The following is a 15,182-nucleotide window of genomic DNA, read 5'->3' on the forward strand; positions in this document are numbered from 1 at the left end:
TGGAGCTGACATAATGCGAACGAAAGAAGAATATTACGATCTGGTTCTTCAAAACCGCAAATTGGCCGCCGATCCCAAGGTTACGAAATGCCCCTGCCCGAATTCGCTCTGCGAATGGCACGGGCGGTGCAGAGAATGCGTGGCGCTTCACCGTTACCATAACGACCATGTGCCTTTTTGCCTTCAACCGATCATCCGGAACAAGATCAAAGAACTTGCCGCAACGGCTGAAATGGAGATTGTCCCGAAAGAAGCGACCCCGATTGAATACAGAGAATACGTAAAAGTTCGGGACGAAGCTGCAAAAGCGGAGGGAAAATGACCGATTTAATTGCTCTGAGAAGATAAACCGTTCGGAAAACTTTTCGAAGGGACTGTTTGAATGAAGAAGGTTACCGCGTTATTGACCGTGTTAATTTTACTTTTTTCTGCCTGCTCAAACAGTGGTATATCAACTTCATCAGAAAACCCATCGGAGGAACCCGTAGGTGTCATACATTTTGGACATTTTGACCTCTTATATAACGGGGGCTACTGGGATGGTTTTATAAATAACGTTAACAAAGGAAAAACCGCAATTGTCGCAATGGAGTATATTTGTGATCCGGAAGACCCGAGAGATTATCAAGGCAGATATTTTACGGATCGAGGAAATGAGTATCCTGAAAAATTTCATAAGACCATATTTTTTGACGGTGAAAAATATATCGTTGCAGGTATCGAAGAAGATTTTTATGTCTCAAGAAAATATGAATATATGCTACGCTTTGAGGGGGAGTCCCGCAGAAAAATCACCGGGTATTCCAGTTACATTTTTTATGTATTGCTAAATGACAACACTTTGACCTGGGACGAAATTTATAACGCGGATGTTAAAAACCCGGTTGATTATTTTATCGCATATTCCGATATCAGATACGGTTCATTGAAAGTGTACGAGGAGGATGTTGGAACTTTCAGTTATCAAGGGGATGTTTTGAGACCAAGCGACGGTGGACTTGGAATCAGAACCGACGGATTTGATAATATCGAAATTTCACCGGTTGAAACAATAGAGGATGTAATAAAGCTGGCAAAAAAAGAAATTTCGTTTAATGATAGGGATTTTGATTCGATTAATTTGGCTTATGACGAAGAGACAGACATATATCGGGTTACTTTTTCAAAGGAAAGACGGTTAGGTGGTTGGATCTCGGTATATGTCAATAGACAAGGTCAGACGATTAGGATTGTCGGCGGAGAATGAAAAATTTCCTATAATAAATGATAAAGGGTCCGGAGAAAACCTCCGAGCCCTTGAAATTTTGTTTTTTCAATAGGGGCGCGCATTGTCCCCGCCGAGCGGCTTACGCGCCCCGAGATTTATCGGACGGCCGATGGCCGCCCCTACAATTTTGAAAGCCCCTCCGGCGTCAATTCATACACCGTGTCGCAGACCCCGGCGAGGTATTTGCGGTCATGGGTCACGCTGATGATTGTGCCGTCGTACTGCCGAAGCACCTGCCGGACGACCGGATTGGAGAGCGGGCTGAAGTTGCGGGTCGGCTCGTCGAGAATCAGCACATTGCTGCCGTCAAGCGTCATTTTTAAAAATAACAATTTGGCCTTCTGACCGCCCGAGAGCTCTCCGATGGTGCCGAGCATCTCCTCGTGAGTGAACCGCATGCTGCCCATTTGGATACGGGCGCGGGTGATGTCCTCCTTTTTGCCGGACGGCGCGAGGAAATCGAGCGGGCACTGGGACAGGTCGAGCGAATCCTCGTAATCCTGCGGCATATAGGCGGCTTTGAGGTCTCTTCGCTGAAGCAGTTCCTCCGCAATCAACCGAAGCAGCGTGGTCTTGCCCGCGCCGTTGTCGCCGACGATGCCGACATGCTCTCCGCCGTACACATTCAATTCGATATTTTTTGAAAGAACCCTTTCATCGATTTTGAGTTCCGGCAGCGCCATCCGCAAAATCTCTTTTTGACGGGGCAGGGCGGTGCGCTCCGCGAACTTCATCAAAATGGCCTCTTCGACGATCGGAATCTCCTCGAAGTCCTCTTTTTCCCGCTCAAACCGGCGCTCCAGCGACTTGACCGCTTTCATTTTCTTTTTTAAGAGGCGGGCGCCTCCGGGGTCCTGACGGGAAATGTTCTCCTGGTCGCGCTCCACCTTGTCGTGGATTTTCTTCCAGCGCTCCTGCTGGGCCGCGAAGTCCTCGCGCTGCTTGCGAGCTACTTGTTCCTGATGGGTCAGGCCGCGAATGCGCTCGTCGATATACCGCGCATACGGCATCCGCGCGATCGTATGGCGGGCGCTGCGCTTATGCAAAACCTGTTCAAGATGAATGATCACATTGGCGGTATGCTCGATCAGCGTCTCGTCGTGGGAGACAAACAGCACCGGAAGCCCGCAGCGGTTGATAAAGGTCTCAAGCCATTCAAGCGTCCTGATGTCGATGTCGTTGGTCGGCTCGTCGAGTAACAGCACATCCGGTTTTGAGGCCAATATCCGTGCCAATTGCAATTTGACTTTTTCGCCGCCCGAGAGCGTTCCCATCAACTGATCGGACTCGAACATCGCCGGGTTCAACCCGAGTTGTTCGGCGATTTCGGCGCGTTCGTCGGGCAAAAGCATCTCAAACAAAAGCTCGGAAGCGACGTAATCTTTTACGCAGAGCCGTTTTTCGGCCTCGGAGAGCTCCTGCTTGAGATAGCCGTATTTCAAGCCGTCACGCAGGACTTTTCCGCTGTATTCCACGTAATGCTCAACCAAAGCCGGGTTGACGATCAGCTTTAACAGGGTGCTCTTTCCGTTGCCCTCTTCGCCGATGATGACGGCCTTGTCGCCCGGGTTGAGCGCAAAAGTGAAATTGATTAAGATTTTTTTATCGTTCTTGGAAAGCGATATCGTTAAATTCATGATTTGAAGCATATTCATTCCTCCTCAGCGCTGTCGGAAAAGAACTTGAAATAAAATTCCAAGCAAACAAAAAGACCGTCTTTTCCGACAGCATAACAAAACAACCTCGAATTCGATCGGAATTCGGTCAAGTCCTGTGATGTGTCGTTAAAGCGGTCAGTTGTACATCTTTTCACTCCTTCAAGGAAAACTGTGCCAAGTGTAGCACGGAAAGCGGTTTTTGTCAATGAAATATGTTGCATTGCGCCCGGAAATATGGCATAATGGGGGTTGACAAGCGGTCTGAAACTGTGATACAATAACAATCACCTCAGAGAGGGCTTATTTTTTGTCTGCACTTTTTTTAAGAGGACGGCAAAAAACCCTTGAGGGAGGCAAAACTAAGGCGGGAAGACCGCTGTAACGGAGGTGCCGTCATGAGGGTCAAAATCACGCTCGCCTGCACCGAGTGCAAGCAGCGCAACTATGACACAATGAAGAACAAGAAAAACGATCCCGATCGGTTGGAGATGAACAAGTACTGCAGATTCTGCCGTAAACACACGCTCCACCGCGAGACGAAGTAACGGGGGAGGAACAAAATGGCTAACGATGCCGCTGCCCCGAAAAAGGGTTTTGCGAAGCTCGGACAATTCCTGAAGGAAGTCCGGCTTGAGATGAAGAAGATCACCTGGCCGACGCATAAAGAATCGTTTAAGAAATTTATGCTGGTCATCGTCACCGTCGTCGTCTGCGCCGCAGTACTCTATGGATTCGACCGCCTGCTGCTGTTGCTTGCGGGTGTGATCGCAGGAAGCTGAGAGGAATTATGCCGGAAGCCGCAAAATGGTATGTCGTGCACACCTATTCAGGGTATGAAAGCAAGGTCTGCACCAATCTTGAGAAAATGGTGGAAAACCGCCATATGCAGGATCTGATCCTCGAGACCAAGATTCCGCTCCAGACCGTGACCGAGATCAAGGACAACAAGACCCGCGAGGTCGAACAGAAGTTGTTCCCCGGTTATGTGCTCGTTAAAATGGTGATGACCGATGAATCGTGGTATGTCGTCAGAAACACCAGAGGCGTGACCGGTTTTGTCGGCGCAGCTTCCAAACCCGAACCGCTTTCCGAAGCGGAGATCAACGCTCTCGGCGTTGAACAGCGCAGTGTCAAAGTCGACTACGAAGTCGGCGATTCCGTGGAAATCACAGGCGGTCCGTTCTCCGGCATGACCGGCGTCGTCGACATGATCGACACCGCCGAAGGCCGCGTGCGCGTAATCGTATTTGTGATGAACCGGGAGACCCCGGTCGATCTCGCGATGGATCAGATCGCACCGGTATAAAACACGGCGCATCAAAAAAATGAGACCCCGACGCCGGTATCAGTTTACGGCGTCAAAGTGGGAGAGCGTTCAAAGAGCGCTCGCCAATAACCACAAAATTGGAGGAAAGAAAAATGGCTCAAAAGGTCATTGGCTATGTCAAGCTTCAGATTCCGGCCGGTAAAGCCACACCGGCACCGCCTGTCGGACCGGCGCTCGGTCAGGCCGGCGTCAACATCATGCAGTTCACCAAAGAGTTTAACGAGAGAACAAAGGCTGACATGGGACTCATCATCCCGGTCGTCATCACGGTCTATGCGGACCACTCTTTCTCGTTCATCACCAAAACGCCGCCCGCGGCAGTCCTGATCAAAAAGGCCTGCGGCATCGAGAGCGGTTCGGGTGTTCCCAACAAGACCAAGGTCGCCAAGATCACCTCTGCTCAGGTTCGCCAGATCGCGGAGTCCAAGATGGTCGACCTCAACGCCTCCTGTGTCGAGACCGCGATGAAAATGGTCGCCGGTACCGCGCGCAGCATGGGCGTCGAAGTGATCGACTGACGGGAGGAACAGAGATATGTTACACGGAAAGAGATATGACGACAGCGCAAAGCTGTACGATAAGACCAAGCAATACGAAGTCGACGAAGCGCTTGAACTCTGCACCAAAACCGCAAAAGCCAAGTTCGACGAGACCATCGAAGTCCACGTCCGTCTGGGCGTCGACTCCCGCCATGCCGACCAGCAGGTCCGCGGCGCGGTCGTTCTCCCGAACGGAACCGGCAAAACGGTCCGCGTTCTGGCCATCTGCAAAGGCGACGCGGTAAAAGCGGCCACGGCAGCCGGAGCGGATTTTGTCGGCGCGGAAGAATACGTCGAAAAGATCCAGAAAGAAAACTGGATGGATTTCGACGTGCTGATCACAACCCCCGAAATGATGGGTCTGATCGGGCGTCTCGGTAAAGTGTTAGGCCCGCGCGGCCTGATGCCGAACCCGAAGGCAGGCACTGTCACCCCGGATATCGGCAGAGCCATCAACGAAGCCAAAGCCGGTAAGATCGAATACCGTCTCGACAAGACCAACATCATCCACTGCCCGATCGGCAAGGCGAGTTTCGGCAGAGAGAAATTGGCTGAGAACTTCAACACGCTGCTCGGCGCGATCATCAAGGCCAAACCGGCGGCGGCCAAGGGACAGTATATCCGTTCCTGCACCGTGGTCTCCACAATGGGTCCGGCGGTCAAGATCATGACCAGCAAACTGGTATAAAACTAAAACAGATTTCGTTTGTTTCAGCAGATAAAAAAGCGCCGGAAGCGGCGCTTTTTTTGATATTGATGAAAATCAAGCAATCGGGGGAGGCGTTTGGCGCCTCCCCCGATTGTCGCTTTATTGTTTGTTCTCTCCGACAGTGACAGTTATTTTGAGATTCTCCCCGGTCCCCGAATAATTGCCCTGGCGATAGATTTCAAAGACGACCTTGTCGCCGATTTTTTTACCCTGGATGATGCTCGTCACCTGACTTGCCTCGGTGATTTTTACTCCGTCGATTTTCTGAATCAAATCGATCGCGCGCAGTCCGGCGCTTTCCGCGGGGCTGCCCGAATCAACCGATTGGACATAGACGCCCATATACTCGACATTATTCATCCGGGCAGACAGATAGCTGTTGATGTCAACCGAAGTAAGGCCGATATAGGGTCTGCCCGTGACGTAGCCGTTTTCTTTGAGTTCTTTGATGACCGGAGCGACCGCGTTGATGGGAAGCACAAAGCCGAGGCCCTCCACGCCGGTTTCGGAGGTTTTGGCGATGACTATGCCGATCAGCTCCCCGTTGGAGTCAAACATGCCGCCGCCGGAGTTTCCCGGATTGACCGCCGCGTCGGTCTGGAGAACCGTGAAAGTGGTTCCGTCAAGGTCGATTTCGCGCTCGAGCGCGCTGATGATCCCGGTGGTGACGGTGCCTTGCAGTTCGCCCAGCGGGTTGCCGATGACGATCGTATAATCACCGACGCGCAGAGTTGAGGAATCGCCGATTCTGGCAGCGGTGAGGCCGGTGGCGTCGATTTTCAGCAGTGCGACGTCGTCGCTTGTGCTCTTACCGACCAAAGATGCTGTGAAGGAGCGCCCGTCTTTCAAAAAGACGGTGATCTTATTGCCGCCGCTGACGACATGGTTATTGGTCACGATGTAGCCGTCGGATGTGAGGATGACGCCGGAGCCGCTGCCTTCGGTGGGGTAGGAGCGGTTAAAATAGTCGTAGGCGACGCCGGTGACGTTGATGGCGACGACGCTGCCGGCGATTTTATCGACGGTATCAGCGATTCCGGCACGGCTTGCGGTATTGGTGACGGCCGCCGCGGAGGCCTTGACCGGGGTGTCGGTCGATTCCTCGCTGACCGCAGACGGTAATGAAAAAATGTCTGAGGAAATCACGGAACTTGTCTGCGACGAAATGGGCAGCAGCCGCCCCGAGAGCGAACAACCGGTCACCGCAAACAGCAATGCGAGCAGCAGCGCTGCGGCCGAAACAACTTTCTTCAGGTTTTTTGACATAACGATCTCCTTCTCATAATGAAACGGGCAAAGAATCGATTCGGAACAAAACGATCGGGCCGTGTTAATGAAATGAAACAAATTTTGCGGATGCTGTATCTGTCTCGATCCTGCGTTCTTATTTTAAAAAAGCATTGTGATTGTATGATGATGAAATATTTAGAAATTCGCTAAGTGTTTAAACCTTATCTTTAATGGCTGCCGGCCTTTTTCAGAAAGTCAGGGAGCCGCTCAAATTCGAGTTTTATGACCGGAACCGTGTCATAGAGCCTTTCGACGGGAATATTTAAAATTCGGGTATTCTCCAAGTCGCGGTAATAGGGGAGCGCACCTAAACTTCGGACAGCGCCGAGCGTCTCGCCGGTATTTAACAGCGTGACTTTTTTCGGAACCGTCTCGAAGGGCTCCGCAATGACGGATTCGGCGCAAATGTCGTTTAAGAAGCAGAGATAAACGTTGTTATTCTTGGTTGTCATCATCACCGACGGCATTTTTAAAATACCGTTTGCGGGGGTTATGCCGTAAAATGCTTCTTTTACTTTGGAAAACCATGCGCCGATGCGGTTGAGAATCGCCGTATCTTTTTCACACAGCGTCCCGTCGGGCATCGGACCGACATTCAAAAGATAGTTTCCGCCCATGCATAGATGTTTGGTAATGCTCTGCATCAGATATTTCGTGCTGTAGCGTTTCTCTTCAATCCGATAACCCCAGCTCTCGGTGCCGACCGCCTGGCAGGCCTCGGTAGGGGTTTGAAACTCGGTAAGCGCATTTATTTTATCGAGCGACCAGTCGCGTTCGGGGGTGCTGTAGTCGCCTTTTGAAAATCCGCGGTCGTTGATGACAGCGCCGGGCTGCAGGCGGCGGATGATGTCATGGACCGATTCATCGATAATTTCATGCATGTTGGCGTCCCAGAAAAAGCAGCAGAGGTCGCCGTAGTTGGTGCAGAGCTCCGTGATTTGGTTTTTGACGTATTGTATGTATTCGGGCATGTCGGGCTCGTCGCCGGGCTGGGGAGCGGGGTATTCATAGGCCTTTCCGCTGTTGGGGTAATTTTTATGATTCATATCGGAGACCGAATAGTAAATCCCGAATAAAACGCCGCGCTTTCGGCAGGCGTCGGAGAGCATTTTGACGATGTCTTTTTGATACGGCGTGTTCCGGATGCAGAAGTCGGTATATTTCGAATCCCACATACAGAAACCGTCGATATGCTTGGACGTCAGTACGATATATTCGATGCCGGCGTTGACGGCGAAATCCACCCAGGCGTCGGGGTCGAATTTCACGGGATTGAACTCATCTTTGACTTTGGCATAGACGTCCCGCGGGATGTTTCTTCGAAAAACTTCCTGTTCCTGATAGCCGTGCACCGAATAGATGCCCCAGTGTAAAAACATCCCGTAGTGTTTTTCGAAAAACCAATCGCGCCGATCGCCGAATTTTTGCATATATGTAACCTCCGAACGGTTATTACCGTCATCATAGCACGCTTTTTTAAAATTTGCAATAAAAAACGGACGAATACTCGTCCGTGATCTTTGAAAGCAATGACTAATTTTGATACCCTAATTTGTGCACAATAATCCCCTATCTTTCGTTAAAAGGTATGGGGAATAAATAAGTAATACACACGGTCCGATCCTTTGACATCGATCTCCTCAAGCGTTCACAACCCGCCCGTCTGAAAGGCGGATGACACGGTCGCAGAGATTGCCGACTTTTTCATCGTGGGTCACGATCACGATGGTCTTGCCGAGTTCGGTGTTGATCTTGCGAAATAACGCCATGATGTTGTCCTCGGTGGCCTCGTCGACCGATCCGGTCGGTTCATCGGCGAGCAGCACTTCCGCTTTTTTAACCAGTGCCCGCGCGATCGACACTCGCTGCTGCTGACCGCCCGAGAGCTGTCCGGGATAATTCCTGGCTTTGTCGGAGATCTCGAGCATTTCAAGTACCTTCATGACCCGCTTTTGGATTTTCTTGCGGCTTAACCCTTTGTACTTTAACGGCAGCGCGACATTGTAAAACACCGTCTGATCCTCGATCAGCGCAAAGTTTTGCACGATCAACCCGATGTTATCCTTGCGAAACCGTGAAAGGGCATTGGGGTTTTTGAGATTGACCGGCTTATCCTGAAACCGGTAATCGCCCTTGTCAACCTTGTTCAGCCCCGCCATGACATAGAGCAGCGTCGATTTACCCGAACCGGACTTGCCCATCACGGCGCACATCTCGCCCTCTTTGATATCGAGCGTCGCGCCGTTCAGGGCCCTGACGAGCCCATCGCCTTTTCCGTAATACTTGTGGACGTCTTTTAATTCAATGATGTTTTCCATGTATTCTCCTCCTGAAAACTATTCTCTTCTCAGCGCGTCGCCCGGTTCGACCCGCATGGTCTGCACGAACGGCACGATTGCAATCAAAATGTTGAAGACCAGCGCACCCAAATACGCCACCAGCATCTCCGGCGAAAAGAACGATTTCAAATTCAGATATCCGACCTTTGCGATGATAAAATATACTCCGTAACTGATTAAAAACCCCAAGTGGAATAAAATCATCAGTCGTCCGAACATCCGCCACAGCGTAAACGAGGTCGAAAACCCGAGCATTCGCTGAACGGCAACCCGCTTTCTGCGCCGTTCGGCCCAAAACATCGTCAGCGGCACTGTCGACAATACTACGCAGAAGCAGGCGAAGATCAGCATGATCAAATTTAACAGTTCCATGTTGAAAAAGCCCGACACCGTGAACACCGAATCAGGTACTTCCAGCTCGACGACACTCACGCCTTGCGCTGTCAGAATCGCGCTGAACTTTTCTTTGAGTTCTTCTTTGCGGCTTTGGTCATTTTTCCCGTCCCCGACAAAATCGATGATAAACGGCTCCGACTGGCTGATATAGGCCCCGTAACCGTCCATATTGTAAAGTACCGTTTTATTGATATCGCTCACCACCGGATAGCCCACCGCCCCGACGACTTCCCACTTCCGGTCGGTGCCCAAACTGAAATAATCCACACCGTCTTGGCGGGTGATATTTAAAAGTAGGCTTTTTCCCACCACGCATTTGTAATATCCCTTTCCAAAATCCGACTCCTCAAAATACCGCCCGTAAGTCACCCGCAGCGACGTCGGCAGCTGTCCGCCGAAAGCGACAGAATACCAGGGGATTGAACCGCTTATCAACCGTTGATAAACCACCACATCCCCCTCGGTTCGGATAAAGTCCATCACCTGTTTTGTAATATCGACTTTCTGTGTGAAATTCAGATTTTCATCAACTCCCCGCATGGCAAGCACAAAAACGTTGGGGCTGAACAGTCCCTTCTCCGCCTTGTTCATCTCGTATTTCTCAACCGCGTAACTGCCGAAAAAGATGGTGCCTACGCCGATCGCCGCGAAGATGACCACCAGTGCGAACTCCTCGATTTTTATCCGCAGCTTCGCGTGCTTTTTACGGGGCTTCTTACTTGCTTTCTCTTTTTCCCGTAAAGGGTGTTTCCATGCTGTGTTTTCAACCATAATCCTATTCCTTCCCGCGCAGCAGCGTATCATATTCCACGACTGAAATCTTGATCAGCGGGAAAGCAAGCGCAATCAGTGAGACAACCAAGCTCACCCCGATGGCGCATGCGGCGGCAAACAGGCTGATTTTCGAGACCTGAACCCCGAAAATGCCCATCTCGTTATAGGTAAACACCCCGCCGCCGAAAAACAACGCGCATAAAAACGCCCCGACATTCGAAATGAACATGATGACCAGCACTTCAAAAATCATAAACCACTTGATGTGTGCCACCGTCCCGCCCGAGATCAAATGAATGGCATAGGTCTTGAAGGAGGCCATCAGCTTGTTTGCCAAGTTCAGCGATAAGCACAGTGTCGAACTGGCAAGTATTAATATTGAAGCCAACAGCAATAAATCGAAATAATCGTCGGCGCTCTGTTTAAAGCTGTCGCTGATCATCATCACACGGCGTTTGGATGAAGATAACATCGAAAACCCATTTTGTTTGATATACTGATCAATCGGATAAGATACATCCTTTGTGAAAATAACTCCCTCGCACATATGTTCCAATTGCATAATATACGTTGTCTTTCCGTATTTTTCATAATATGATAAATTCGAATAAGCCGGATTGTTTTTGTCCGCGCCGGGCGGTGTCGCCATTTTTATATAGTCAAGATAGGGAATCAACACATAGGTATCCAGCGATACAATAGTGTCCAAATCGGTTGCGCCGGGCGGCAGAATTGAAATGCCGGGTTCCAAGAAGCCAACAATCTCATAGTCCTGTGAAAATCCATTGTAAAGGTGCGACGCGCCATTCAGAATATCGCCGACCTTGTAATACTCATGCCATGCCCAGCCGCAGACAATCGGAATCACCTTCGCGTTATAATCGGTGTGGTCAAAATCGGAAAAATCTGTCCCAACCGCAATCTTGAGGTTGAACCGACCGAAAACCCGCTCATCAATTGAATATGCCAACACATTCGATAAATATTTTCCGGTGCTTTCGACATACATATATTCACGCGCGGCATTAAATTCCTGATAGCCGGCGAGACAATTGTCTCCGACTTTCAGGTCGTATAATTGCAGCACACTATCCGTAAAATGCAAAAATTTAAATTCGGGCGCCGCGTTGATTTGCCGAAAATAATTCCGTAATCCCTCAACCTGTTCTTCTGTATATGCTTTATCCCCGCTTAAGCTATTGATCGGCGCGGTGACGAAAAATCGGTATTCATCCTCGGGATATGCCGAATAAAAATCGTCCACGCGTTCCTCGTTGTGCTCGGCATATCCCATCGCGCCGATAATCAAAAACAGACCGACCACCATCATGATGATAATCAGCGCGGAGAGGAGCTTTCGGCGCGTCAAGCTGTGAAACGCCTGCTCCAGAATAATTTTCATTTTAAAATGCACCTTCTTTATTCGACTTTCGTCAATACAATATCCTCGCCGTCCCTTGTCAGCGTCAGCGTTTTTCCGTCCTCGCTGAGTGCATAGGTAAATTCCTTGCTCTCCACGTCGAGATAAAGACCGCTCATGATGAGCTTATCCTTCTTCACCTCGTATTTACCTTCGTTCTTCTTATCACTGATTATTCCGCCCATTGCAGTCATAGATGCTGTGTTTTCCATTGTGCCGCCTTTATTGAAGACATAAGTTATTTTCGACAGCGGTTCTGAATAACTCCACTTTCCGACCAATACTTTTCGGGATGAACACGCAGCTGAAAAAATCGCCGTGACTGTGATTGTCAAAACGACAGCCATTAACGCTATAACTTTATGTGTTTTCATAACTATTTCCCCCTTCGACCTTACGCTTTTGACGAATGGTTATCCGCCAGTAAAACAATAAAACTGCTCATTTTTGGTCATTGATATATCGCGCTGCCTGATATTGTGAGATATCTTCGCCCGTCTGCGCCGCAATATAATTCAGCGCGGTCTGAAAGTATGTATCGACTGAGAACTCAATCGGGGTCGGGATAATATAGTATTTTTGAAAATAATTATAATTATTTGTATCCCAGTTCTCATTTTTTTCAACAGCGATGCTGTCACGCCCCCAATACCAGATTCTGCCGTCTTGTTTTTCCGCAAAAACCGGTCCATATCCGCATTTGAATACCCGTTTAACGTTATCAAGGATTTTGGTAGGTTGAACATAAGTCGCACCGATGTTAACAAGACGCGCGACTGAACTGTAGTCATCTTTATCATATGTTTGGAAATAATCGCCCACGCCCAGCATTCCGCCGTCTCGCGCGCCCCAGACCCATAACGTGTAGTCTTTTTTGATTGCGTAGGCCGTACTGTATGCCGGTGCAAATTCCCGTACATTTTCCATAATTTTAACCGGCACCGTCCGATACGAGGTCTTCGCTCCGTTGGTTCTGGTTGAGACGGGTTCTCCGGTCAGCATGAGATCGTGATCGTTCAATCCCCATCCGTATAACACGCCATCTTCGGTTACGGCATAAGCACTATAAAGATTTATCCACGCGTTTGATACATTTTCCAATACTTTATTTGGTTCGAAAAAATATGCATCCCCGTTTGTCTGCGTACTCATGTCGCCCGTTTTTTCGTTTCCGCAAGCGCCGAACTCGTTGTCTCCCGATATATATAAATCACCCATGCGGGTCAAAAATCCGACATTATAATTGGTGCCGTTTTCGTCCTTGATTAATCGAACCACGTTTTTGAGGATCATTTTCGGTTTTTGCGAAACTTTCATTTCGGAATAATCAAATCCAAAAGACCAAACGGTTCCGTCTTGTTTTAAAACGATCCATTCTTTATAGTTTTGGACGGTATCCGCTACCGTTTCCATAACCAACACGCTGTTTTCTTTCAAAGACAGATTGGGATTATAAAGTATTTTCTCGGGGATCGCATATAATCCGCCCATCCGGTCAATAAAAAACAAACTGTCATATACAACCCCGTCACCAACCTCATGCGGGGATAAAAAGGTCTCTCCGTTGCGAAGTCTTCCGTGTTCAAAAAGCTGTTGATCTTTCGTTACGATATATTTTCCGAATATTACCTCAGACACCGATTTTAAAACCTTTTTCGGCTGATTGTTGATTATCACGTTTTCGCCCTGCCCGAGCGAGTATTTTGAAAGCGATGAGAGTGATTCATCGTTTTTTACGTTTTGGTTATTTATCTCTGCACTTCGACTGATGTTACATTGATCCGCGCCCCAGGTAAATAAATCCCCGTTTGCATTGATGAAAACATTAACCCCGCAATGGTAATCATAATCGGGTAAAACAGATTCCGGAACGGTTGCTGCGGTTTTGTTTCCCGAACAACCGCATATCGACAATACAACCATAAATAAACACAATATTATATTTTTTTTCATGACATCGCCTCCGTATCATTTTCTGCGTTCTGTAAAGTTAAATGAAAATTGAGGACATCAAAGCCTTTGTGGTACAATGTTTCTGCCAAAACCAAGTACCTCCCAAAGGAGAGATGTCCCCATGCAGAAAATTGTATCAATTATTTATCCGAAATGCAACAACCAAAAGTCGTTTTATCGTTATGGCAAAGATAGTGATGGTTATCAAAAATATCTTTGCCGGAATTGTTACCATCAGTTTTCTCCCGAACGCCTGAGGGCGGAGGGAGAAAAGCGGCGCTATCCGCCCTGTCCCGTCTGTGGTAAAACGAGCTTCCTGCACCATGATTATGAGCACTACAGCAACTATCGCTGCTGCGGCAAGCGATGTAATCACTCTTTCTTCGTGTGGAAGTCAATCGCCGTCTCTAATCCTTCTATGTCTTCTCTTTTTGGAAAACACAATTTCAAGCGTATGCGTTATCCTGTTCAAATCATTATCACATCACTTTCCCTGTTTTTCCTCGGGAAAAACTCTTTCCGAAACATTTCTTTGATCATGAAAACCGCTTTCAACATCAATGTCTCTCATATCACAATCGGTAATTGGTGTACGCGTATTGCTCCGCTTTTTGATGATATGCGCATTCAATTGATGCCGATGCTCGATCTCAACTCCGATGAGTGGCATGCCGACGAGACAGTGGTTAAAATCGCAGGAGTGAAGTATTATCTTTGGTTCGTCGTCGACAGCGAAACCAGATTCATCATCGCCTTCCACCTCTCTCCTCACAGGGATTCTCCGCAAGCCGTTTCTGTGCTTCATGAAGCACAGAAATACGGAACGCCGAACACCATTGTCTCTGATCGCTACAGTGCCTACAAAACCCCTGTCAAATCCCTGTTTGACGATGTCAAGCATATCAGGGGCGAAAGTTTCAAGGATGACATCTCAAACAATCTCATCGAGTGCTTCAACAAGCAATTTAAGGCCTGGTACAAGACAAAACAGGGGTTTTCTTCTTTTCATTCCGCCAATAATCTCATCTCCTTGTTCGTTTTCTTCTTCAATTTCATCCGCCCTCATTCCGCTTTGAACGGTTTGACTCCCGCTCAAGTCGCCGGTCTCAACCTTTCAAATATTCAAAAACGGAGGTTCTTGCTCGTCGCGTGAGCTTTTGTATCGTTAGGCACCCTATTCTTTCATCTTAACTTTACTGTGCCATTTTCTGGGACGGGCGGATAAGGTTAAAACTTATCCGCCCACAGGTTCCGATTAGCAGTGGCACCATGTGCCCCAATCGGTAACGTAATTATTTAAATAATCCTCTCCGACTGTTGGGGATTGACAGATCGATTGTACTGTTCCAACATGAGTATCAGATGAGTCGGATGAATAATCCCAAAAATCATCTGGGCCAAACATACTGGACCAACACCCATATGGCGAAACATAACATTCAGCCCAGGATGTTACGATCTTGTAAGAGTTTGGTCCAGACCCGTAAGTGTTTGTTCCTCCTCCGCCGTT

16 protein-coding genes are annotated in these 15,182 nt (G+C 48.7%); 8 read left to right on the forward strand and 8 right to left on the reverse strand.

Going from position 1 to position 15,182, the window contains the following annotated elements; translation table 11 throughout:
• Nucleotides 1–13 precede the first annotated feature (13 nt).
• The gene (locus PKH29_02235) at nucleotides 14–322 is read left to right on the forward strand and encodes a hypothetical protein (protein HNX13652.1); all 309 of its coding nucleotides are present in this window, start codon (nucleotides 14–16) and stop codon (nucleotides 320–322) included.
• Between the two features lie 60 nt (nucleotides 323–382).
• Nucleotides 383–1,246 carry a hypothetical protein gene (locus PKH29_02240; GenBank protein ID HNX13653.1) on the forward strand — a complete coding sequence of 288 codons (864 nt, stop codon included), beginning with the start codon at nucleotides 383–385 and terminating at the stop codon, nucleotides 1,244–1,246.
• A 140-nt stretch (nucleotides 1,247–1,386) separates the two neighbouring features.
• Here the strand turns inward: PKH29_02240 and PKH29_02245 are convergent, their stop codons facing one another.
• Nucleotides 1,387–2,916, reverse strand: a complete 1,530-nt coding sequence (locus tag PKH29_02245; GenBank protein ID HNX13654.1) for an ATP-binding cassette domain-containing protein — start codon at nucleotides 2,914–2,916, stop codon at nucleotides 1,387–1,389.
• A gap of 404 nt (nucleotides 2,917–3,320) precedes the next feature.
• Between PKH29_02245 and rpmG the strand changes: the two genes are divergently transcribed.
• The 5 genes from rpmG (at nucleotide 3,321) to rplA (ending at nucleotide 5,479) form a co-directional block, all read left to right on the forward strand.
• Complete coding sequence (gene rpmG, locus PKH29_02250; GenBank protein HNX13655.1) at nucleotides 3,321–3,470, forward strand: 50S ribosomal protein L33; 150 nt, start codon at nucleotides 3,321–3,323, stop codon at nucleotides 3,468–3,470.
• Nucleotides 3,471–3,485: 15 nt separating this feature from the next.
• Nucleotides 3,486–3,704, forward strand: coding sequence for a preprotein translocase subunit SecE (gene secE / locus PKH29_02255; GenBank protein HNX13656.1), 219 nt, complete (start codon nucleotides 3,486–3,488; stop codon nucleotides 3,702–3,704).
• Between the two features lie 8 nt (nucleotides 3,705–3,712).
• Entirely contained in the window at nucleotides 3,713–4,231 is a 519-nt protein-coding gene (gene nusG, locus PKH29_02260; protein HNX13657.1) for a transcription termination/antitermination protein NusG, read from the forward strand.
• Between the two features lie 113 nt (nucleotides 4,232–4,344).
• Nucleotides 4,345–4,770 (forward strand): 50S ribosomal protein L11, encoded by a 426-nt coding sequence (rplK, locus tag PKH29_02265; GenBank protein HNX13658.1) that lies wholly within the window; start codon nucleotides 4,345–4,347, stop codon nucleotides 4,768–4,770.
• A gap of 16 nt (nucleotides 4,771–4,786) precedes the next feature.
• Complete coding sequence (rplA, locus tag PKH29_02270) at nucleotides 4,787–5,479, forward strand: 50S ribosomal protein L1 (GenBank protein ID HNX13659.1); 693 nt, start codon at nucleotides 4,787–4,789, stop codon at nucleotides 5,477–5,479.
• Between the two features lie 120 nt (nucleotides 5,480–5,599).
• Here rplA and PKH29_02275 read toward each other — a convergent pair whose 3' ends face one another.
• The 7 genes from PKH29_02275 to PKH29_02305 form a co-directional block, all read right to left on the reverse strand.
• The gene (locus PKH29_02275) at nucleotides 5,600–6,766 is read right to left on the reverse strand and encodes a trypsin-like peptidase domain-containing protein (protein ID HNX13660.1); all 1,167 of its coding nucleotides are present in this window, start codon (nucleotides 6,764–6,766) and stop codon (nucleotides 5,600–5,602) included.
• Between the two features lie 191 nt (nucleotides 6,767–6,957).
• Nucleotides 6,958–8,220, reverse strand: a complete 1,263-nt coding sequence (locus PKH29_02280; GenBank protein ID HNX13661.1) for an alpha-L-fucosidase — start codon at nucleotides 8,218–8,220, stop codon at nucleotides 6,958–6,960.
• Between the two features lie 210 nt (nucleotides 8,221–8,430).
• A complete protein-coding gene (locus PKH29_02285) occupies nucleotides 8,431–9,108 on the reverse strand; it encodes an ABC transporter ATP-binding protein (GenBank protein ID HNX13662.1) in 678 nt (225 codons plus the stop codon).
• Between the two features lie 18 nt (nucleotides 9,109–9,126).
• The gene (locus PKH29_02290; protein HNX13663.1) at nucleotides 9,127–10,296 is read right to left on the reverse strand and encodes a hypothetical protein; all 1,170 of its coding nucleotides are present in this window, start codon (nucleotides 10,294–10,296) and stop codon (nucleotides 9,127–9,129) included.
• Between the two features lie 4 nt (nucleotides 10,297–10,300).
• Complete coding sequence (locus PKH29_02295) at nucleotides 10,301–11,701, reverse strand: hypothetical protein (protein ID HNX13664.1); 1,401 nt, start codon at nucleotides 11,699–11,701, stop codon at nucleotides 10,301–10,303.
• 17 nt (nucleotides 11,702–11,718) lie between these two features.
• Nucleotides 11,719–12,093 (reverse strand): DUF5640 domain-containing protein, encoded by a 375-nt coding sequence (locus PKH29_02300; protein HNX13665.1) that lies wholly within the window; start codon nucleotides 12,091–12,093, stop codon nucleotides 11,719–11,721.
• 67 nt (nucleotides 12,094–12,160) lie between these two features.
• Nucleotides 12,161–13,396, reverse strand: coding sequence for a hypothetical protein (locus tag PKH29_02305; GenBank protein ID HNX13666.1), 1,236 nt, complete (start codon nucleotides 13,394–13,396; stop codon nucleotides 12,161–12,163).
• A gap of 397 nt (nucleotides 13,397–13,793) precedes the next feature.
• Here PKH29_02305 and PKH29_02310 point away from each other — a divergent pair, with 397 nt between their 5' ends.
• Nucleotides 13,794–14,825: an IS6 family transposase gene (locus PKH29_02310; protein HNX13667.1), complete on the forward strand. Its 1,032-nt coding sequence runs from the start codon at nucleotides 13,794–13,796 to the stop codon at nucleotides 14,823–14,825.
• Nucleotides 14,826–15,182 lie beyond the last annotated feature (357 nt).

The organism is Oscillospiraceae bacterium (assembly GCA_035353335.1).
Lineage (GTDB): Bacteria > Bacillota > Clostridia > Oscillospirales > JAKOTC01 > DAOPZJ01.

Bases quoted from the DNA above. Each gene is read 5' to 3' on its own strand.
- rplK (HNX13658.1), top strand. From the start codon at position 4,345: ATGGCTCAAAAGGTCATTGGCTATGTCAAGCTTCAGATTCCGGCCGGT.
- PKH29_02310 (HNX13667.1), top strand. From the start codon at position 13,794: ATGCAGAAAATTGTATCAATTATTTATCCGAAATGCAACAACCAAAAG.
- PKH29_02235 (HNX13652.1), top strand. From the start codon at position 14: ATGCGAACGAAAGAAGAATATTACGATCTGGTTCTTCAAAACCGCAAA.
- PKH29_02285 (HNX13662.1), bottom strand. From the start codon at position 9,108: ATGGAAAACATCATTGAATTAAAAGACGTCCACAAGTATTACGGAAAA.
- PKH29_02280 (HNX13661.1), bottom strand. From the start codon at position 8,220: ATGCAAAAATTCGGCGATCGGCGCGATTGGTTTTTCGAAAAACACTAC.
- PKH29_02240 (HNX13653.1), top strand. From the start codon at position 383: ATGAAGAAGGTTACCGCGTTATTGACCGTGTTAATTTTACTTTTTTCT.
- secE (HNX13656.1), top strand. From the start codon at position 3,486: ATGGCTAACGATGCCGCTGCCCCGAAAAAGGGTTTTGCGAAGCTCGGA.
- PKH29_02300 (HNX13665.1), bottom strand. From the start codon at position 12,093: ATGAAAACACATAAAGTTATAGCGTTAATGGCTGTCGTTTTGACAATC.
- rplA (HNX13659.1), top strand. From the start codon at position 4,787: ATGTTACACGGAAAGAGATATGACGACAGCGCAAAGCTGTACGATAAG.
- PKH29_02295 (HNX13664.1), bottom strand. From the start codon at position 11,701: ATGAAAATTATTCTGGAGCAGGCGTTTCACAGCTTGACGCGCCGAAAG.
- rpmG (HNX13655.1), top strand. From the start codon at position 3,321: ATGAGGGTCAAAATCACGCTCGCCTGCACCGAGTGCAAGCAGCGCAAC.
- PKH29_02290 (HNX13663.1), bottom strand. From the start codon at position 10,296: ATGGTTGAAAACACAGCATGGAAACACCCTTTACGGGAAAAAGAGAAA.
- nusG (HNX13657.1), top strand. From the start codon at position 3,713: ATGCCGGAAGCCGCAAAATGGTATGTCGTGCACACCTATTCAGGGTAT.
- PKH29_02275 (HNX13660.1), bottom strand. From the start codon at position 6,766: ATGTCAAAAAACCTGAAGAAAGTTGTTTCGGCCGCAGCGCTGCTGCTC.
- PKH29_02245 (HNX13654.1), bottom strand. From the start codon at position 2,916: ATGCTTCAAATCATGAATTTAACGATATCGCTTTCCAAGAACGATAAA.